The following is an 18,485-nucleotide window of genomic DNA, read 5'->3' on the forward strand; positions in this document are numbered from 1 at the left end:
GGTGTCAGGGCCGCTTGCCACCGCCACGCCCACGCTTCCTGCGGCATGACGGCTGCCCTCTGCTTCACCCGGCTGCTGCGACAGCCAGGCGCCGGGGGTCTCTCACCCCCGTCCGGAAACAAAGCGCCTCATGGCGCACCTCGATTCCCCAGTGCTCGCGAATGGCGGTGGCGGGGTCGGCGGGGCGGGTTTGGTGGGCGGCGAGGCTGGTGACCGCGTAGACGTTTTCGCGGGTTTCGGGCCGGCCGGTGGGCTTGCGGCGGCGGTGGACCCGGATGGCGAGGTGGGCGTGGGGGAAAGCGATGCCGCCGAGGTTGTCGGCGATGGCGCAGGTCTTGATCGAGCGGGACTCGCGGCGGCCGTGGGCGGTGGCGGAGGCGGTGTGCTGGACTGTGATCGAGGTCCAGGGCAGGGCGGAGAGCTGGGCATAGGCAGTGGGCTGGTTGGTCTTGATGACGGCGATGTAGTGGGCCTTCTTCGTCTCGACCAGCCAGGTGATGTTGGCCTTCACCGAGTGGAGGGCATCGAAGGTGACGACGCTGCCGGCGAGGTCGAGTGGCGCCAGCAGGGGCTTGAAATGGCGCACTTCGTTGGTCTTCGCACCGACTTCGACCTGGGCAATCGTGGCGACGCGGTCGTGGGTGACCGCCGAGAGCAGGTGACGGCGCGGCGTGTCCGGGCGCGCTGAGCCCTTGAGTGCCTTGCCGTCCACGGCGATGACCTGCCGCGATCGGGCCCCGGGCACGTCCGCGGACGCGGTGATGCGGTGCCGGTCGGCCAGCAGCCTGGTCCAGGGCGTCGCCGTCAAGCGCCTGAAGGACGCGTCCGAGCGTGACCGGCCTGGGGCTGCGCCGCCAGCCGAGCAGGTGACGGCGTACCCCGAGGGATGCCAGCAGCGAGTTCGTGGCCCGCTCTCCGAACTCGCCGAACTCGGCGAGCTCGTCGATGCTCTTCGCGCCGCAGACGGCCGCGCAGGCACACACCAGCAAGATCGACGTCAGCGAGTACCACCGGCCCCGGCGTGAGCGCGGATCCGGAACCGATTCGAGATAGGGACGCAGGTCAGCGATCCGGTCCGCATCCAGCGGACCCAGCTTCTCCAGCACGGCAGGGATGGGGGAAGATGCGACAGCAGGCACGGGACGTCCTCGTGATCATCTGGCTTCGACACCACAATGATCACGAACCCCCGTGCCTGCGCTGCTATCCGCCCCTACCAGCCTGAACGTCAACCCTCCACGCAAGCACGGAACTTGACGGAGCCCTGGCGGTACTCGTCGTCGACGCCGAGGAGTTCGCAGATGACCGTGGTGGAGATGGGATGGGCGTACTCGGCGACGAGGTCCGTCTCGCTTTCGGGATCCATCCGGTCGGGCAGCTGGTCCGCAAGCAGCTCGATCCGGGGGCGCAGGGACTTGACCCGGCGCACCGAGAACGCCCGGTCGATCAGGGACCGCACGCGCCGGTGGTCCTCCGGCACCATCGTCATGATCGTCGAGTCGAAGTACTTGAGCAGTTCCTCGGGCACGCCGCGGCGGCGCATGCTGTCGAGGTGGACGCCCTCCGGCGGGTGGTTGCTGACCCGGCGGTCGGCGAACAGGCTGCGGACCGCCTCATATTGGGTGACGACGTAGACGTCGTTGCCGTCGGAGAAGCGGCCCGGGCACACCGGTCGGGGCGCGCCTGTCCAGCGCTCCCCCGCCTCACGGTCGGTCACGAAATTAACGTCGGACAGGTCGAACTCGATGTCCGTCCAGTCAAATGTTCCGGTCACCAACATCCCCATTCACTAGCTTCGCCACGCTGATCCGGGTGTTGACGGGGGTCGCCGGCGAGCCATGCGACACACCCCGGGTTGAACCATGCAGTATTCAGATACAGGACTGTATCAGAATGCGGTACTGTATCTGAGTTCTCGGAAGGAGGCCGATCATCAGCAAACGACTCACCCGCCAGGAGAGCCGGGAAATCACGCGCCAGGAGCTGCTGCAGGCGGCGGCCGACCTGTTCGCCGAATGCGGCGTCAACGGCACCTCGGTCGAACAGATCGTGGAACGCGCCGGGTACAGCCGGGGCGCCTTCTACGGCAACTTCGACGGCAAGCAGCAGCTGATCCTGGCCCTCCTGGAGCAGCGCACCGAGCGCGAACTGGCCGAGGTACAGGCACTCAGCGCCAACGCCGGCTCGTTCGAGGAGACGATCGAGCACCTGCGCAACTGGCACCGCGAGCGGGACAAGAACTTCGCGAGCTGGCTGGCCCTGCGCACCGAACTGTGGCTCTACGGCATGCGCGATCCGGCAGTGCTGTCCCTGCTGGCCGACCGGGAGCGCCGTTCCCGCGAGGCGATGGCCCAGGCCCTCACGCAGGGCTTCGCCGCCCGGTCGGTCACGCCACCCGCACCGGTGGAGCTGCTCGCCCTGATCGTGCACGCCCTGGACGACGGGCTCTCCATCCAGCGCGTGCTCTCGGCCGGTGACAGCACGGCGGGAGGCGTCATGGACGTGGTGGATCTGCTGATGCGGTCGTGGACCGCACTGGCCCGCACCGGCGCCACCGAACCCGCCGAGCCGCCCGCCCCGGAGAACGGCACCACTCCCTGAGTCGATGGCCGGCGCCTTCTGCCGGCCACGCCATACCGAAGAACTGGAGTACCACCCATGAGCGAGGAAGCGACGTCGACGACGGCGGAGGCGGCTCTCGGACCGCCCGTCGCCGCCGACGGCCCGGACCCCAAGCGCTGGCTGGCGCTGATCGTCCTGCTTGCCGCGACCTTCATGGATCTGCTCGACGTCAACATCGTCACCGTGGCGATCCCGAGCATCCAGGAGGACCTCGGCGCCTCCTCGGCCGCCGTCCAGGCGCTGAACGTCGGTTACACCCTGTCCTTCGCCGTCACTCTGATCACCGGCGGCCGTCTCGGTGACATCTTCGGCCGCAAGCGAGCCTTCCTGTTCGGCGTCGTCGGCTTCGTCGTGGCCTCGGCCCTGTGCGCCTTCGCCCCCAGCGCCGAAGTCCTCGTGGCCTCCCGGGTTCTGCAGGGCATCGCCGCCGCGATCATGGTGCCGCAGGTCCTGGCGATCATCTACGTGACCTTCCCGGCAGAGGAGATCGGACGGGTCGTCGGCCTGTACGCCAGCATGATCGGCCTGGCCATCGTCGCCGGACCGTTGCTGGGCGGCGTGCTGATCTCCTGGAGTCCGGCCGACCTGGGATGGCGGACCGTCTTCGTGGTCAACCTGCCGTTCGGCGTGGCCGCCCTGATCGCCGGCTCGATGTGGATGCGAGAGTCGAAGTCGCCCCGCGCCACCCGGCTGGACCTGGTCGGCATGGTGCTGGTGAGCACCGGCCTGCTGGTGCTGCTGCTGCCCCTGCTGCGCGGCCGCGAACTCGGCTGGCCGGCCTGGAGCATCGCCTCGCTCATCGCCTCCGTGCCGGTCCTCGTGGCGTTCGTGTACTACGAGCGGTACAAGACCGCCAAGGACGGCTCGCCGCTGGTCGTCCTCTCCCTGTTCAAGATCCGGACCTTCGGTGCCGGGGTCGGCGCCCAACTGCTGTTCAGCTGCATCCCGGCCGGGTTCTTCCTCAGCTGGACGCTCTATCTGCAGGGCGGTCTCGGCTGGTCGGCGCTGCACACCGGTCTCACCGCGATCCCGTTCTCGCTGGGCGTCCCGATCGCCGGCAACCTCGCCGTCCGCAAACTGTTCCCCCTCTACGGCCGCAACTGCCTGTTCGCGGGGGCGGTGCTGATGATGGCCGGGCTCCTGCTGTACGCCTGGATCGCCGACCAGGCCGGCGACGGGATCACCTCCTGGCACGCCGTCGTCCCGATGCTGCTGCTCGGCTCCGGCATGGGCATGCTGCTGGCCCCGCTGACCGGCATGACCATCAGCGATGTCGAGCCGCGAGAGGCCGGCGCGGCGTCCGGCCTGATCAACGCGGCCGGTCAGCTCGGCGCCGCCCTCGGTGTAGCCGTCATCGGTGCGATCTTCTTCTCCGGCCTCGCCTCCCATGCGGGCACGCAAGCCGACCGGGTGCTGCCGAGCGCCCAGGTCGTCGCCTCGCAGCAAGCCGAGATCCGGGCCTGCGCCGTCGACGCCCACAGCCAGGCCGACCTCACCGCCGTGCCCGAGTCCTGCCGCGCCCTCGCCGGGGACGATCCCGCCGAGCAGAAGGCGATCGGAAACACCCTGGCCGAGATCAACTCCAGGACGTTCACCGCCTCCTTCAGCGAAGCCCTCTACTGGGCGTCCGCAGGCCTGGCCGCGGTGATCTGCCTGCTGTTCCTGCTGCCGCGGCAACCGCGGCGGCTGGGAGTGTCCTGACCGTCCCCGTCCCCCCGACACCTGAGGAGCACCACCACCATGCCCCGCAAGAGTTACCAGATCATCGTCTACGGCAAATTCGCGCCGCTCGACGACGACCAGCGCGCCAAGCTGCTGGCCGTGGCCGACAAGCACGATCTGTTCCAGTCGAAGTTCACCGAGGAGGGCACCGTCACCTATGAGCGGACCCTGCTCACCTTCACCTTCCGCTGTGTCGTGAAGGCCGACGCCGAGGACAAGATCGACGAGGTCGTCGCCGGGGCCGAGGAACTGGCTACGGCCGCCGTCCGAGACCTCGGCGCCGATGTGCGCGATCTGCGGTCCGTCTGCACCGACCTGGAAACCATCAAGATCAAGCGGCGGGGACGATGACGCCCGAGACATTCACCGTTCTCCTTTCCGACTCCGCTCTGCGGCGGGTTTTCTCGGCCATAGCCCTGGGCTCGTCGACGTCCGCGGAGATTCTCGCCGCGACCGGGCTCGCCGCCCCTCAGGCCGCCCCGGCGATCGGCCGGCTGCTGCGCGAAGGCCTGGTAGTCGCCCAGGGCCGGGGCCGGCTGGCCGTCGACGAGGCCGCCCTGGACGCCGCGGCCGAGATCGCCGGACGCCGCCAGCAGGAGCAGGCGGAGGCCGAACAGCCCGATCCCGGGCTGCGCGGCTACGTCCGTGGCACTGTGCTGGTCCGACTGCCGGAGGACGACGACGAGACCCGGCGGGCCGTGCTAGACCACGTCGCGGCGACGACCTTCGAGGCCGACCGGGAGTACGACGAGCGCACCGTGACCGATCTGCTGCGGCCGTGGTGCGAGGGCACCACCGTGGACCCGGTCTCGCTGCGGCGGTTCCTGGTCGACGACGGCTTCCTGCACCGCGCGTCGGGCGCCTACCGGCTCGTTTCCCTCGTCGGGCCCCGGCAGTCATCCTGAGCCCGCCGCAACCGGCGAGGGCCGCGGGCACCGGACGGCCTCCAGGACGGCGGCCTGGTAGGGCGTGAGCACCGGCGCCGGCGGGGCGGACGTCGGCCAGTGCGGGTCGCGGCCGTACGTGAAGAGCGTGCCGAGCGACGACAGCATGGCCCGGCGTTCGGTCCGCCGGCGGCCGGAGGGCAGCACCTCCCCCGGCCGTCCGGCGCTCTCCAGCGTCTGCCGCAGGCTGCTGAGCAGCACCGGATGGGTGCTGACCTCGACGAAGATCTCATGACCGTCCTCGGCCAGCCGGCCGGTGGCGGCGGCGAACCGGACCGGCTCCCGCAGGTTGCGCATCCAGTACGCCGGCCCGAGCTCGGTGCCGGGCACCGGCGCCGCGGTCACGGTCGAGTAGAGCGGCACCCGTGACGGCACCGGGCTCAGCGAGCGCAGCGCCGTGGCCAGGCCGTCGCGGAGTTCATCGACGTAGTGGCTGTGCGAGGCGACCGTGCCCCGTACCATCCGGCAGTAGACGCCGCGTCGGTCGAGGTCCTCGACCACCGCAGTCAGCATGTCGGTGTCCCCAGCCAGCACGGTCGAGCGGGGACTGTTCTCCCCGGCGACGCAGATACGGCCTCCGCTGGAGGCGGCCAGAGCGTGCGCGGCCTCGGGTGACAGCTCGGTGGTGGCCAGCGCGCCCCGGCCGGCAATCCGCCGCAGCAGAGCGCTGCGGCGGCATGCGATCATCAGGGCGTCGTCGAGGGTGAGCGCTCCGGCCGCGTACCCGGCGGAGATCTCGCCCATGCTGTGCCCGGTCACCGCGTCCGGCTCCACGTGCCAGCTGCGCCACAGGGCCACCAGGGCGATCTGCAACGACACCATCGTCGGCTGCAGCACGTCGATCTCACCGAGCCGCGACACCGCCGGGCCGGCCCGTAGCTGCTGGATCACCGAGAAGCCGGCCAGCTCACGTACCCGTTCGTCGCAGCGCCGCAGCGCCGCGCGGAATACCGGTTCGGTGGCAAGCAGCTCCAGGCCCATGCCGTCCCACTGAGCGCCCTGACCGGCGAATACGAACACCAGTCCCGGCTGGCGGGACAGCGGCGGAGCCGACGCCCGGTCGGCCCACCTCTGCACCAGCTTGTCCAGGCCCTGGGCGAGGTCGTCGTACGACTCGGCGGCGACAGCGGCCCGGTGTGCCAGACCGGTCGTCCCGGCTGCCGCGTCGTGGCAGTACCGGGCCAGCGAGGGCAGATCCCGGCCGGAGCGGATCCGGGCGGCGTGCCCGCGGATCGCGGCGAGCAGGCCGTCCTCGGTCTCGGCGGCTACGGCGAACAGCTGTACGGTCACTTCTCCCCCTCACACTCGGACGGCGACCTGGTGCCGATAGCTCTCCATCGGCAGGCCGCTCATCCACGGCACGAGGCCCAGCCGGCTGAGCACCTTGATCGAGGCGGGCGGCTGGTAGTCGGCGAACATGCCACCGAACATCAGGATCTGACTGTGCGTGGCGATCGTGCGCACCAGCGGGTTCATCCGCTGCCGGTCCAGCGTGCGGCGGAAGCGGCTGCCCGGGGCCATCCGGCGGCGCACCGCGGCGCGGACCTCACCGGAGACGTCGTGATCGCTGATCCACTTCAGCTGGGGCATCTCCTCGGTGATCCCGCGCATCGTCCGCAGCCGCTGACGGGTGAACACATCGATGTGGGACAGCGTCCCGCCCGGCCGCAGCACCCGCGCGGCCTCGTGCAGAAAGCGGCCCAGATCGGGATACGTGTGCGAGCTCTCGATGTTGATCAGCACGTCGACCGAGGAGTCTTCGAACGGCAGCTTCTCGGCATCGCCGTGCACGAAGCGCAGGCTCTCGCCCCGGGCCAGAGTGGCCTCGGCCCGGGCGATCGCCTTCGGCGACAGGTCCAGGCCGGTCATCCGGGCGCCGGGAACGAGCCGGGACAGGAAGTTGAGCCCCTCGCCCGTCCCGCAGCCCACCTCGAGGACCGCCCGGCCGGCGCACCCGTCCAAACCGTCGGGAAGATCGCGCAGGGCCAGGTAGTAGAGCTGCTCGCTGAAACCGTCGGTGCCGAACTCGGTGAACCCGGGCAGCTGGGCCTCGATCTCGGCTGCCAGGTCAGGGTCGTACATCCCCCAGTTCCACAGTTCTCCGCGGCCGGACAGGGCGGCCGCCATGTCGTAGATGGAGGAACTGGCCGACTTCATCCCGGCGGCCTTCACCCCCGAGCTGGGTGCTCTGGACTCGTCGAGGTTGATGTCCGCCAGACCGGCAGTGAAGGCGGTCATCACATCGGGTTGGCTCATTGAGTTCACTGGGAGATCGAGAACCGCCTGCACTGGGTCCGCGACGTCGCCTTCGACGAAGACCACTCCCAGATCCGCACCGGCAACGCACCCAGCATCATGGCCGCCCTGCGCAACACCGTCATCACCCTGCTCCGCCTGGCCGGACATCACAACATCGCCGCCGCCCTACGCCACCACGCCAACGACACCGGCCGCCCCATCACCCTGCTCCTGACAGCATGATCAACGACTTTGCCGGAGCCCTGACCGTCGTACCCCTTGTTGAAGCCACCGCAGGCCCACTTACGGGTGCTGGAGAGTGTCTGCGCAGAGGTGCGCTGCACGGAGACTTGCCGTACGACGTTGACCGTCTTGCAGATCCGGTTCACCCTGATCCTGGACAGTGAGGACCTGGCCAAGGCCGTGCAGCGCGACCGCGCTCTGCGCCACCGCAATCGCCCAGCCGGGCCGCGTCACCATCCTGACGTCCGACGTCGAGGGCATCACCATGCTCACCACCGACCACATCCGTGTGACCGCCGAGAAGATCTGATCCCCGCCGCTGTACCCGCGTGGTTCGGCGGCGCGCCGGCAGCTCGCCGGTCTCTGCCTCGAGCGCTTCTGCCTCGCCCGGGCCTCCCGCCCCGCCACGGCAGGGCGGCTCGCCCACCCGAGCCGGTCCCCCGGCCGGCCGACGGCGGCCCGCCGCGCCGCCCGCCACGGCGCGGCGGCGCCGGGCGGCACCGGGTCCCGCGCATAACCTCACGCCGTGCCCCACGTGACGGAGTTCCTCAAGCGGCTGCTACTGGGCAGGGCACTGCGGAGCGAGGAACTCGGCGGGACGCTGCTGCCGAAGCGGCTGGCGCTGCCGATCTTCGCCTCCGACCCCCTCTCCTCGGTGGCCTACGCGACGCAGGAGATCCTGCTGGTCCTCACCCTGGGCGGGCTGGCCTATCTGCACTTCACCCCGTGGATCGCGGCCGCGGTGGTGTTCCTGATGGCCGTCGTGGTGCTGTCGTACCGCCAGGTGGTGCACGCCTACCCGAGCGGCGGCGGCTCCTACGAGGTGGCCTCGGCCAACCTGGGGCCCTCGGCCGGTCTCGTGGTCGGCGCGGCGCTGCTGGTCGACTATGTGATGACGGTGGCGGTGTCGGTGGCCTCCGGAGTGGACAACATCATCTCGGCGGTGCCCGCGCTGGCCGAGCACCGGGTGCCGATGGCGCTGGTCTTCGTCGGCCTGCTGACCGCCGTCAATCTGCGCGGGGTGCGCGAGTCCGGCCGGGCCTTCGCCGCGCCGACGTATCTGTTCGTCACCGGCGTGCTGCTGATGTGCGGGACGGGACTGCTGCGCTACCTCCTGGGCGATCCCCCGGTGGCGGCGACGGCGCGCTACGGCGTCGAGCCGGACCCCGCGGAGGCGGACCTCGTCGGCCTCGCCCTGGTGCTGCTGGTACTGCGGGCCTTCTCCAGCGGCTGCACCGCGCTCACCGGTGTCGAGGCGATCTCGAACGGGGTGCCGGCCTTCCGCAGACCGAAGCCGCGCAACGCGGCGGCCACCCTGGCCGTGATGGGACTCATCGCCGTCGCGATGTTCGCCGGCGTCACCACGCTGGCGATCGTCGCCGACGTCCGCATCGCCGACGACGCCTGCCGGCTGACGGGGCTGCCCGACTGCGAGAACTACACGCAGCGCACCGTCATCGCGCAACTGGCGGCCGCCGTGTTCGGCGGGGAGAGCAGTTTCGGCTTCTTCTACGTGCAGGCCGCCACCGCCCTCGTCCTGGTCCTCGCCGCGAACACGGCCTTCAACGGCTTCCCGCTGCTCGCCTCGGTCCTCGCGCAGCACCGCTACCTGCCCCGCCAGTTGCACAACCGGGGTGACCGGCTCGCCTTCTCCAACGGCATCCTGGCGCTCGCCGTCGTCGCCGGGGCGCTGCTGTGGGCGTACGGGGCGAACGTGACCAGCCTCATCCACCTCTACATCCTCGGGGTGTTCACCTCGTTCACGCTCTGCCAGAGCGGCATGGTCCGGCACTGGACCCGCGAACTGCGCACCGAGGCCGACCCGGTGCTGCGCCGCCGTCATCGCACCTCGCGGATCGTCAACGGGATCGGGGCGGCCATCACCTCGCTCGTCCTGGTGATCGTGCTGGTCACCAAGTTCACCGAGGGCGCGTGGCTGGCGGTGCTCGCGGCCGCGGTGCTGTGGGCGGCGATGCGGAGCATCCGCGGGCACTACGACGCCACGTCCGCCGAGCTGGCCGTCACCGACCCGCGCAGGGAGCTCGCCCCGCCCTCCCGGGTCATCACCGTGGTCCTGGTGTCGCAGCTGCACAAGGCGACGCTCCGGGCACTGGCGTACGCCCGGGCCACCCGCCCCGACCGGCTGGAGGCGGTGACCGTGGCCGTCGACCGGGAGGCCGCCGGGGAACTCCGGCGGGAATGGGAGGAGGCCGGGATCGATGTGCCGCTGAGGATCCTCGACTCGCCCTACCGGGAGATCACCAGACCGGCGCTGGCGTATGTGCGCTCGATCCGGCGGGAGAGCCCGAGGGATGTCGTCTCCGTGTTCATCCCCGAGTACGTGGTCGGCCGCTGGTGGGAGAACCTGCTGCACAACCAGTCCGCGCTGTGGCTGAAGAGCCGGCTGCTGTTCACGCCCGGGGTGATGGTGACGAGCGTCCCCTGGCAGCTGCGGTCGGCCGCCCGCGCCGACCGTCCGGCCGCACGCGCGCCGGGGGCGGTGCGCCGCGGCGAACCGGTCCCGCCCCCCGGGCACTGACCGGCAGCCGACCGGCACCGTCCGCTTCGCACTGACCGGCACCCGACCCGCAGCCGACCCGCAGGGGACCCGCAGCCGACCGGCACCGTCCTCTTGGCGCGGCGGCCTCGCTGCCCGACACTTGGCCGATGACGCAGCGTGTGGATCTCGCGACCGTGATGGACCGGCTGGCCGTCGACGAGGTGGTCACCCGGTACGCGCATGCCGTGGACGACGGCGACTGGCCCGCCTACCGGGCGCTGTTCACCCACGACGGGCGCGCCGACTACCGCGGTGCCGGTGGTGTCGAGGGGCCCGCCGCCGAGGTGGCGGGCTGGCTCGAGGAGACGATGCGGTTGTTCCCGGTGCGCCAGCACCTGATCGTGAACCGGCGGGTGCGGCTGCGGGATGCGGACGGGTACCCGGGAGACCGGGCGGACGTCCGGGCGGACTACGTCAGTCCGGTGCAGCCGGAGTCGGGCGGCGGCTTCCTGGCCGGCGGCCGGTACGCGTTCGGCCTGGCGCGCGGGGACGACGGCTGGCGGCTGCGCTCGGTCGCCGTCCACGAGAAGTGGCGGCGGTCCGCGCTCCTCCGCGCGGCCGAATGATCGACGCGGCCTGTCCCGGCGCCGGCCGCTCCTCCACACTGGAGGCAGAGAACGCTCTCGTGGAGGCGCCGCATGCGGATTCCGGTGGGCCGGCGGGAGCAGCCGGGGCGGCTGCTGTCGTCGCCGTGGTGGCGGGGTGCGGCCGCGGTGGCGGCGGGCGCGCTGCCCGCGCTCGCGTTTCCCGACCCCGGGCTCTGGTGGTTCGCGTTCGTCGCGCTCGTGCCGTGGCTGCTGCTCGTCCGTGCCGCGCCCTCGGCCCGCCGGGCCGCGCTGGACGGCTGGCTCGGCGGTACCGGCTTCATGTTCGCCGTGCACCACTGGCTGACGCCGAACCTGCATGTCTTCATCGTCGTCCTGGCGGCCCTGCTCGGACTGCTGTGGGCCCCGTGGGGGCTGCTGGTCCGCAGGGTGCTGGGCGGCCGCCCCCGCGCCGGCCGGGCGGCGGCGGCGATCGCCGTCGTCCCCTCGGGCTGGCTGGCGATCGAACTGGTCCGGTCCTGGGAGGGGCTGGGCGGCCCGTGGGGGCTGCTGGGCGCGAGCCAGTGGCAGGTCACACCGGCGCTTCGGCTGGCCTCGCTGGGCGGGGTGTGGCTGGTGACTCTGCTGGTGGTGGCGGTGAACACCGCGGTGGCCGTGCTGGTGGCGGTGCCTCCGGCGCGGATTCCCGCGGTAGCGGCCCTGTGCGCGTGCGCCCTGGCCGTCGGCGCGGTGTGGCTGTGGGTGCCGAGGCCGGACCGGACGGGCGGGGTGGTCCGGGTCGCGGTCGTCCAGCCGGGGGTCGTCAACGGCTTGGGCGGGGCGGAGCGGCGGTTCGCCGTGAGTGAGGAGCTGACCCGGGAGCTGGCGGGGCGGCGGCCGGACCTCGTGGTGTGGGGCGAGAGCAGTGTCGGCGCGGACCTGGCGGCACGGCGCGACCTGGCGGAACGGCTCGGCGCTCTGTCCCGGGAGGTGGGGGCCGATCTGCTGGTGAACGTGGACGCACGGCGCTCCGACCTGCCGGGCATCTTCAAGAGCAGTGTGCTGGTGGGTCCCGGCGGTCCGACCGGGGACCGCTACGACAAGATGCGGCTGGTCCCCTTCGGCGAGTACGTCCCGTTCCGCACCGTCCTCGGCTGGGTCACGTCGGTGGGCGAGGCCGCGGGCGAGGACCGGATGCGGGGCGGCCGCCAGGTCGTGATGGAGCTGGCGGCGGACGAGGACCGGGCGGGGCTGCGGGTGGGGCCGCTGGTGTGCTTCGAGTCGGCGTTCCCGGACATGAGCCGAAGCCTGGTGAGGGGCGGCGCCGGGCTTCTCGTGGCCCAGTCCGCGACCTCCACGTTCCAGGACAGCTGGGCTCCGGCGCAGCATGCCTCGCTGGCGGCGCTGAGGGCCGCGGAGTCGGGTCGGCCGATGGTGCACGCCACGCTGACGGGGGTGAGCGCGGTGCACGGGCCGGACGGGGAGCCGCTGGGGCCGCGGCTGGGTACGGACGAGAGCACCGCGGCCGTCTACGAGATCCCGCTCGCTCGGGGCACCACGCCGTACGTCCGGTTCGGGGACTGGGCGGTGTACGGAGCGCTGGCGGTGCTGGCGCTGTTCTGCGGGGCCGAGGGCCTGCGTGCCCTCAGGAGGCCTGCTCCAGGGCCTCCCGCACCACCCGCTCGCACAGCTCATGGGTCGCCAGCGCGTCCCGGGCGCTGAGCGGGGCGTCCGAGCGGACGACGTCGAGGAAGGCCAGCACGGCCTGCTCGATGCCGCGCTGCCGGGCGACCGGTACCCAGTCTCCCCGGCGCCGCACCGACGGCTGGCCCTTGTGGTCGACGACCTCCGCGAGGTTGAGGACCTCGCGCTTGGTGTCCTGTCCGGAGACCTCCAGGATCTCCTCGGCGGATCCGCTCAGCCGGTTCATCATGCCGACCGCGGTGAACCCGTCCCCCGACAGCTGGAGGACCACGTGGTGCATGCGCCCGCCGCGGACGCGGGCCCGCACGGCGGTGTGCTCGACGGGCCCGGGAAGCAGGAAGCGCAGGGTGTCGACGACGTGGATGAAGTCGTCGAGCACCAGGGTGCGGGGGTCCTCGGGAAGGCCGACGCGGTTCTTGCGCATCAGGATCAGATCGCGGGGGTGTTCCAGGCACTGCGCGTACGCGGGGGCGAAGCGGCGGTTGAAGCCGACCGCGAGATGGGTGCCCGTCCGCTCGGAGAGTTCCACCAGCCGCTGCGAGTCGTCGAGTTCGTAGGCGAGGGGCTTGTCCACGTAGGTGGGGACTCCGGCTTCCAGCAGCCGGGCGACGATCCCCGGGTGGGCGTCGGTCGGGGCGTGCACGAACGCGGCGTCGAGCCCGGCCGCGAGGAGGGAGTCCAGGGTGGTATGGCACTGGCGGCCGGGGATGCGGTGGGCGGCGGCGACCCGGTCGAGGGTGGCCGCGGTCCGGGTCTGCAGATGCAGTTCGACGCCCGGCCGGGTGGTGAGGACCGGCAGATAGCCCTTCTGCGCGATGTCCCCGAGCCCGATGCAGCCGACCTTCATCCCGACCTCCCGGTCCGCCCTGTCCTGTGCGCGGTCAGCGCGGTTCCGTCCTCGGTTCCGTCCTCGGTTCCGCCTCCGGCGCCGTCGTGCGCTCCGCCCCGGCAGCATACGTCCGCCCGGGGGGCCGCCAGTCGGCGATACCGTCGAAGCCTCGCAGGACGATGCCGGGCCCCAACCGGGAGATGCCCCTGACGAGGGCGTTGCGCACGGCCACGGCTCCGGCTCCGCCGAGCAGGGCCGTCCGGCCCGTCCTGGTGGCCTGGCGCACGACGGCCATGGTGCGCGGCAGCCGGTCCGCGGTGTACGCGGGGAGCCGGCGCACCACGTCGCCCCCGCCGCCGACGTGGTGGGCGAGGACGATCGCGTCCTCGACGGCCTGGTTGCCGCCCTGGCCGAGGGTGGGCTGCATGGCGTGGGCCGCGTCGCCGAGCAGCGCGACCCGGCCGTGGTGGTAGGCGGGCAGCGGCTCGGCCATGTGGTGCACGTCGTGGCGGAGCACACCGCCGGGTTCGGCGGCCCTGATGATCGCCGGGACGGGGTCGTGCCAGTCGCCGAAGCGGCGCAGCAGTTCGGCTCTCTCGTCGTCGTCGGCGTGGCCGCCGGCGGGGGTGACGGCCGCCGCATAGGCGTAGACGGTGCCGTCCTTGAGCGGGTGGGTACCCCACAGGGCGCGGCGGCCCCAGGTCTCGTGCGGGGTGAAGGAGCGGTCCGGGGCGGGGACGACGACCCGCCAGGTGGTGTAGCCGGAGTAGCGGGGGCCGGGGTGGCCGGGGAACACCGTCTGCCGCATCGCCGAGCCGATCCCGTCGGCCGCCACGACCAGGTCGGCCTCGAGTTCACCGTCCGGTGCGGTCACGACGGCGGGGCGGTGGCCGTCCCCGGCGTCCGCGAGTGCCGCGGGGGCACCGGTCCGTACGGTCCCGGCGGGCAGGGCGGCGGTCAGGATGTCGACGAGGGCCGCCCGGTGCAGCAGGACCAGCGGGCCGCCGAACCGCTTCCGTGCGGCGTCGCTGCTGGTGCGGCTGAGCCAGCGCCCGGCGGGGTCGCGCAGCCCGCCGTCGCCCTGCCAGGCGGAGAGTTCCCTGACCCGGTCGCCGAGGCCGACGATGTCCAGAGCGCGCTGGGCGTTGGGCGCGAGGCCGATGCCCGCGCCGACGGGGGCGAGGCTGCCGGCGCGTTCCAGCACGGTGACCTCCCATCCCCGCTGGTGCAGTGCGACGGCGGCGGTGAGTCCGCCGACGCCGCCTCCGGCGACGACGGCGCGGGGCGGTCGGTGGCTGGGGGACCGGGCCATGGCTCCTCCTGTCACTACATCTGTAGTAGGCCAGCACGCTACTACACATGTAGTGGCGGCGGTAGGTTGTCCCCATGACCGCGCCTCCCGCAGCCGCCCGCCCGTCCGCCCCGCGCGCCGAGCTGATCGCCGACGCCGCACTGGACCTCCTCGCGGACCGCGGCATGCGCGGGCTGACCCACCGGGCGGTGGACGAGCGGGCCGGACTGCCCCAGGGATCGGCCTCCAACCACGCCCGCACCCGGCAGGCGCTGCTGGAGACCGCCGTGCGCAGGCTGGCCGAGCGCGAGACCCGGGTGCTCGCACCCGCGCGGATGCCCTCCCCGCGGGATGGCGCGGAAGAGCTGATCGACGCGCTCGCCCTCACCCTGCACCGCTATCTGACCGATCACCGCCGGCTGCTGGTCTGCCGCTACGAGCTGGCCCTCGAGGCCACCCGGCGTCCTCAGCTGCGGGTCTTCTACGACCGGGCGGGGACCGCGTTCCGCGAGCCGCTGGTGGCGCTGATGGCCGTTGCGGGGTCGGCGGAGCCGGAGCGGCACGCACTCTCACTGGTCGCCTGGTGCGAAGGGCTGATGTTCTCCTGTGCCGCCGGTTCCTACCACGCCTCCGTACCGGGCAGGGAGGAGCTGCGGAGGGGCTTCGCCGAACTGATCGACGGCATGCTCGGGTCGTGAGTCGCGGCCGCCGGCGGGGCCGCTCCCAGGAGATCGGACAGTCGGCGGGGCCGCTCCTCAGAGATCGGACAGCCGGCGGTCCAGCCGGTCGATGGCCGCGCGCACCCCGTCGCCGTAGCCGTCGTCCCCGAGGGCCGCCGAGGCCGCCCGGGCCCGGTCGAGATGGGCCCGGGCGGCCTCGGGGCGGTGGAGCTTCAGATAGTCGGCGGCCAGATTGAGATGGAGCGACGGGTAGAACCCGCGGGCGGCCACCGCGGCGTCCGGCCGCTCCGGCCGCTCCCGGCCGAGCGCATCGGCCGCGGCGAGGGCCCTGAGGTCCCAGGCGAGCTCGTCGCCGGGGTCGTCCTGGGTGTCCGCCAGATAGTGGGCCAGCGTGCAGCGGTGCAGGGGATCGCCGTCCTGCCCCAGCTGCTCCCACAGCGCGGAGAACCGGTTGCGCGCCTCCTCGCGGTCCCCGCCGTGGAGCAGCATGATCGCCTGCCCGATCCTGGTCGTGACCGCGTCGCCCGACGCCCCCTGCTGCTCCACCACTGCGGCCCTCCGGCACCTCGACCCGTCGTGCTGACGCTAGCCGCCGCCGGCGGCGATCCGGCACAGGCTCGGGCGGTGGCCCGAGCCTGTCAGCCAGGTGCGCCAGCCGTCAGCCGAGGCCGGGGATGCGCCAGTCGATGGGCTCGTGGCCCTGCTCGGCCACCGCCGCGTTGATCCGGGTGAACGGGCGCGACCCGAAGAACCGCTTGGCGGACAGCGGAGAGGGGTGCGCGCCCTTCACCACGACATGGCGCGACTCGTCGATCAGCGGCAGCTTCTTCTGGGCGTGGTTGCCCCAGAGCACGAAGACCGCCGGGTCCGGCCGTGAGGCGACCGCGCGGATCACCGCGTCGGTGAACTTCTCCCAGCCCTTGCCCTTGTGCGAGTTCGCCTCGCCGGCACGCACCGTGAGCACCGCGTTGAGCAGCAGCACGCCCTGCTCGGCCCACGGCATCAGATAGCCGCTGTCCGGCACCGGCAGACCGAGTTCCTCCCGCATCTCCTTGTAGATGTTCCGCAGCGAGGGCGGGATCCTGACACCGGGACGCACGGAGAAGCACAGACCGTGCCCCTGCCCTTCACCGTGGTAGGGGTCCTGCCCGAGGACCAGCACCTTCACCCGGTCGTAGGGCGTGGCGTCCAGCGCCGCGAAGACCTCTTCGCGCGGCGGGTACACCGGCCCCCTGGCGCGCTCGTCCGCCACGAAGTCCACAAGCTCCTTGAAGTACGGCTTCTGGAGCTCCTCGCCGAGGACGCCGCGCCACGACGCGGGCAGCATGTCGGTGTCGGTCACGTCAACAACCTCCGGTGTGCGATCAGTTACCGGGTACCGAACCTACCCTCGGCCACTGACAGCGCTCCCGTCGGCGGTGGCGCCCGGCGGACGGCCGCCCGCTACCAGCTGGTCTGCCGGTGCAGCGACCACAGCTGCATGATCATCTGTGGGTCGAGGGCGCGCTCGGTGCCCGCGATCTCCTCGCGGGACGCGATGTAGATCTTGCCCTGCCACAGCGGGAGCAGCCGCACGTCCTCGACCAGGATCGCCTGGGCCCGCTCGAACTTCTTGGACACCGCTCCCCGGTCGCTCAGCTGGCGGGTCTGCGGCAGCAGCTGCTGGGTGATCTCCGGGCTGTCGTAGGGGGTCCCGAGCACGTTCTCCTTGCCGACGAAGGGCGCGATGAAGTTGTCGGGGTCCGGGAAGTCGGGGAACCAGCCTCGCCCGAAGACGGGGTAGCTGCCCTTCTGGTAGCCCTCCTGGAAGTCCTTCCAGGGCTTGCCCTGGATCGTGACCTCGAACAGCTTCGACTGCTCCAGCTGCCGCTTGATCTCGGCGAACTCGGCGGCGGTGGCGGAGCCGTAGCGGTCGGTGGTGAACCACAGGTCGAGCTTGACCGGCGTCTCGACGCCCGCCTCCTCGAGGATGTCCCGCGCCTTCGCGGCGCTGGGGTCCCCGTACTTGTCGAAGAAACTGGTCGCGTGGCCCGCGATGCCCTTGGGGACCATGGAGTACAGCGGCTCGGCCGTGCCCCGGTACACCTTGTTGATGAGTTCGCCCCGGTCGATCAGCTGGGCGATCGCCTGGCGGACCTCGACCTCGCGGACCGAGGGGTCCTTGGGGTTGAAGACCAGGTACCGGATGTCCACACCGGGGCTCTCGACGATCTGGAGGCCCTCGTTCGTCTCCTTCTTCTCCTGGAGGTCGACCACCTCCTCCGCGGTCAGCCCCAGGTAGGTGGCGTCGATCTCCCTGTTCTTCAGGGCGGCGACCATGGCTTCGGACTGCTTGAAGTAGCGAATGGTGACGGCGTCGTTCTTGCGGTCGGCGAAGCCGTTGTAGCGGGTGTTCTTCTTGAGTTCGGCCCGATCGCCCTCTTTGTACGACTCGAGGGTGAAGGGGCCCGAGCCGGTGAGCCCGCCGTCCTCCCGCAGCTTGTCGGCGGGGTACTCGGCCGGGTCGACCAGGGCCATCGCGGGCGTGGCGAGCACGAACGGGAACGTGGCGTCCGCCTTGGAGAGCTCGAAGGTGACGGTGCGCGGCCCCTCGGTGCGTATCTCCTTGAGCGAGCCGAGCAGCCCGTTGGGCCCGCCGTTCACGTCGATGGTGCGGATGCGGTCGATCGAGTGCTTGACCGCGGCCGCGTCCAGCGTGTGCCCGTTGGAGAAGGTCAGCCCCTCGCGGAGGGTGCACCGCAGTTCGGTGTTGGCGGGGTCGGTGAACTTGCACTGCTCAGCGGCGTCCGGCTGGGGGGCGGTGCTCGCCGTGGGGAAGCTCAGGAGCGTCTGGAAGACGTTCCGGTAGAGCTCCCACGAGCTGTCCCAGGCGGCCGCGGGGTCGAGTGTGCTGGGCGCACTCGTCGTGCCGACCACTATGGACTGCGCCCCACTGGAGTCGTCGTCCGAAAACAGACTGCATCCCGTCACCAGGGACATGGACGCAAGGGCTGCGGCCGCCCGCAGCATCGTCCGGTTGAACACGTGCACGCTCCTCGTTCAGCCATGGGTCGGCGAACAATACCGCAGCGCCCCACCGGGGCAACGGGGTGGTCCGGTGGGGCACTTGAGGCGATTCTGAGCCATTC

At 71.6% G+C, this 18,485-nt stretch carries 19 protein-coding genes and 1 pseudogene; 10 read left to right on the forward strand and 10 right to left on the reverse strand.

Going from position 1 to position 18,485, the window contains the following annotated elements; translation table 11 throughout:
- Positions 1-64: 64 nt before the first annotated feature.
- The 3 genes and pseudogenes from DDQ41_RS10775 to DDQ41_RS10780 form a co-directional block, all read right to left on the reverse strand.
- Complete coding sequence (locus tag DDQ41_RS10775; protein ID WP_262508424.1) at positions 65-808, reverse strand: ISAs1 family transposase; 744 nt, start codon at positions 806-808, stop codon at positions 65-67.
- A gap of 31 nt (positions 809-839) precedes the next feature.
- A pseudogene (locus DDQ41_RS32360) lies at positions 840-1,139 on the reverse strand (transposase family protein); the annotation flags it as partial.
- Between the two features lie 89 nt (positions 1,140-1,228).
- On the reverse strand, positions 1,229-1,774 hold the full coding sequence (locus DDQ41_RS10780) for a cytochrome P450 (RefSeq protein WP_162602644.1): 546 nt from the start codon (positions 1,772-1,774) through the stop codon (positions 1,229-1,231).
- A gap of 212 nt (positions 1,775-1,986) precedes the next feature.
- On the opposite strand from DDQ41_RS10780, the gene DDQ41_RS10785 reads away from it, so the two are divergent.
- The 4 genes from DDQ41_RS10785 to DDQ41_RS10800 are packed head-to-tail and all read left to right on the forward strand — an operon-like array spanning position 1,987 to position 5,249.
- A complete protein-coding gene (locus DDQ41_RS10785; RefSeq protein ID WP_262508657.1) occupies positions 1,987-2,601 on the forward strand; it encodes a TetR/AcrR family transcriptional regulator in 615 nt (204 codons plus the stop codon).
- A 57-nt stretch (positions 2,602-2,658) separates the two neighbouring features.
- On the forward strand, positions 2,659-4,323 hold the full coding sequence (locus DDQ41_RS10790) for an MFS transporter (RefSeq protein ID WP_109294302.1): 1,665 nt from the start codon (positions 2,659-2,661) through the stop codon (positions 4,321-4,323).
- Between the two features lie 39 nt (positions 4,324-4,362).
- Entirely contained in the window at positions 4,363-4,695 is a 333-nt protein-coding gene (locus DDQ41_RS10795; protein ID WP_109294303.1) for a DUF6204 family protein, read from the forward strand.
- Positions 4,692-5,249, forward strand: coding sequence for a DUF2087 domain-containing protein (locus DDQ41_RS10800; RefSeq protein ID WP_109294304.1), 558 nt, complete (start codon positions 4,692-4,694; stop codon positions 5,247-5,249). The genes DDQ41_RS10795 and DDQ41_RS10800 overlap by 4 nt, the downstream gene beginning before the upstream one ends.
- Here the strand turns inward: DDQ41_RS10800 and DDQ41_RS10805 are convergent.
- Complete coding sequence (locus DDQ41_RS10805) at positions 5,241-6,578, reverse strand: acyltransferase domain-containing protein (RefSeq protein ID WP_109294305.1); 1,338 nt, start codon at positions 6,576-6,578, stop codon at positions 5,241-5,243. The two genes, DDQ41_RS10800 and DDQ41_RS10805, sit on opposite strands and share 9 nt — an antisense overlap.
- 9 nt (positions 6,579-6,587) lie before the next feature.
- Positions 6,588-7,544 carry a class I SAM-dependent methyltransferase gene (locus tag DDQ41_RS10810; RefSeq protein WP_109294306.1) on the reverse strand — a complete coding sequence of 319 codons (957 nt, stop codon included), beginning with the start codon at positions 7,542-7,544 and terminating at the stop codon, positions 6,588-6,590.
- 99 nt (positions 7,545-7,643) lie between these two features.
- Between DDQ41_RS10810 and DDQ41_RS32880 the strand changes: the two genes are divergently transcribed.
- The 5 genes from DDQ41_RS32880 (at position 7,644) to lnt (ending at position 12,575) form a co-directional block, all read left to right on the forward strand.
- Positions 7,644-7,769, forward strand: a complete 126-nt coding sequence (locus DDQ41_RS32880; protein WP_316681755.1) for a hypothetical protein — start codon at positions 7,644-7,646, stop codon at positions 7,767-7,769.
- A 160-nt stretch (positions 7,770-7,929) separates the two neighbouring features.
- A complete protein-coding gene (locus DDQ41_RS10820) occupies positions 7,930-8,079 on the forward strand; it encodes a hypothetical protein (RefSeq protein ID WP_245990732.1) in 150 nt (49 codons plus the stop codon).
- 216 nt (positions 8,080-8,295) lie between these two features.
- Positions 8,296-10,308: an APC family permease gene (locus DDQ41_RS10825; protein ID WP_109294307.1), complete on the forward strand. Its 2,013-nt coding sequence runs from the start codon at positions 8,296-8,298 to the stop codon at positions 10,306-10,308.
- Between the two features lie 128 nt (positions 10,309-10,436).
- Positions 10,437-10,895: a nuclear transport factor 2 family protein gene (locus DDQ41_RS10830; protein WP_172607574.1), complete on the forward strand. Its 459-nt coding sequence runs from the start codon at positions 10,437-10,439 to the stop codon at positions 10,893-10,895.
- A 72-nt stretch (positions 10,896-10,967) separates the two neighbouring features.
- Positions 10,968-12,575: an apolipoprotein N-acyltransferase gene (gene lnt / locus DDQ41_RS10835; protein WP_109294309.1), complete on the forward strand. Its 1,608-nt coding sequence runs from the start codon at positions 10,968-10,970 to the stop codon at positions 12,573-12,575.
- Here the strand turns inward: lnt and DDQ41_RS10840 are convergent.
- Both DDQ41_RS10840 and DDQ41_RS10845 read right to left on the reverse strand, forming a co-directional pair.
- A complete protein-coding gene (locus DDQ41_RS10840) occupies positions 12,499-13,404 on the reverse strand; it encodes a Gfo/Idh/MocA family protein (RefSeq protein WP_109294310.1) in 906 nt (301 codons plus the stop codon). The genes lnt and DDQ41_RS10840 overlap by 77 nt on opposite strands.
- Before the next feature lie 34 nt (positions 13,405-13,438).
- A complete protein-coding gene (locus DDQ41_RS10845) occupies positions 13,439-14,698 on the reverse strand; it encodes an FAD-dependent monooxygenase (protein ID WP_109294311.1) in 1,260 nt (419 codons plus the stop codon).
- Positions 14,699-14,772: 74 nt separating this feature from the next.
- Between DDQ41_RS10845 and DDQ41_RS10850 the strand changes: the two genes are divergently transcribed.
- Positions 14,773-15,375, forward strand: a complete 603-nt coding sequence (locus tag DDQ41_RS10850) for a TetR/AcrR family transcriptional regulator (protein WP_109294312.1) — start codon at positions 14,773-14,775, stop codon at positions 15,373-15,375.
- 57 nt (positions 15,376-15,432) lie between these two features.
- On the opposite strand, the gene DDQ41_RS10855 is transcribed toward DDQ41_RS10850, so the two are convergent.
- From DDQ41_RS10855 to DDQ41_RS10865, 3 genes are all read right to left on the reverse strand, one after another.
- A complete protein-coding gene (locus tag DDQ41_RS10855; protein WP_109294313.1) occupies positions 15,433-15,906 on the reverse strand; it encodes a hypothetical protein in 474 nt (157 codons plus the stop codon).
- A 109-nt stretch (positions 15,907-16,015) separates the two neighbouring features.
- Positions 16,016-16,699 carry a uracil-DNA glycosylase gene (ung, locus tag DDQ41_RS10860; RefSeq protein ID WP_109294314.1) on the reverse strand — a complete coding sequence of 228 codons (684 nt, stop codon included), beginning with the start codon at positions 16,697-16,699 and terminating at the stop codon, positions 16,016-16,018.
- 101 nt (positions 16,700-16,800) lie between these two features.
- Positions 16,801-18,381, reverse strand: coding sequence for an ABC transporter substrate-binding protein (locus DDQ41_RS10865; protein ID WP_109294315.1), 1,581 nt, complete (start codon positions 18,379-18,381; stop codon positions 16,801-16,803).
- Positions 18,382-18,485: the final 104 nt, after the last annotated feature.

It is taken from the genome of Streptomyces spongiicola, assembly GCF_003122365.1.
GTDB classification, from domain to species: domain Bacteria; phylum Actinomycetota; class Actinomycetes; order Streptomycetales; family Streptomycetaceae; genus Streptomyces; species Streptomyces spongiicola.

Excerpts from the sequence above, each read along its gene's own strand:
- DDQ41_RS10850 (WP_109294312.1), top strand. The coding sequence starts at position 14,773 with ATGACCGCGCCTCCCGCAGCCGCCCGCCCGTCCGCCCCGCGCGCCGAG.
- DDQ41_RS10840 (WP_109294310.1), bottom strand. The coding sequence starts at position 13,404 with ATGAAGGTCGGCTGCATCGGGCTCGGGGACATCGCGCAGAAGGGCTAT.
- DDQ41_RS10790 (WP_109294302.1), top strand. The coding sequence starts at position 2,659 with ATGAGCGAGGAAGCGACGTCGACGACGGCGGAGGCGGCTCTCGGACCG.
- DDQ41_RS10800 (WP_109294304.1), top strand. The coding sequence starts at position 4,692 with ATGACGCCCGAGACATTCACCGTTCTCCTTTCCGACTCCGCTCTGCGG.
- DDQ41_RS10795 (WP_109294303.1), top strand. The coding sequence starts at position 4,363 with ATGCCCCGCAAGAGTTACCAGATCATCGTCTACGGCAAATTCGCGCCG.
- DDQ41_RS10830 (WP_172607574.1), top strand. The coding sequence starts at position 10,437 with ATGACGCAGCGTGTGGATCTCGCGACCGTGATGGACCGGCTGGCCGTC.
- DDQ41_RS10810 (WP_109294306.1), bottom strand. The coding sequence starts at position 7,544 with ATGAGCCAACCCGATGTGATGACCGCCTTCACTGCCGGTCTGGCGGAC.
- lnt (WP_109294309.1), top strand. The coding sequence starts at position 10,968 with ATGCGGATTCCGGTGGGCCGGCGGGAGCAGCCGGGGCGGCTGCTGTCG.
- DDQ41_RS32880 (WP_316681755.1), top strand. The coding sequence starts at position 7,644 with ATGGCCGCCCTGCGCAACACCGTCATCACCCTGCTCCGCCTGGCCGGA.
- DDQ41_RS10845 (WP_109294311.1), bottom strand. The coding sequence starts at position 14,698 with ATGGCCCGGTCCCCCAGCCACCGACCGCCCCGCGCCGTCGTCGCCGGA.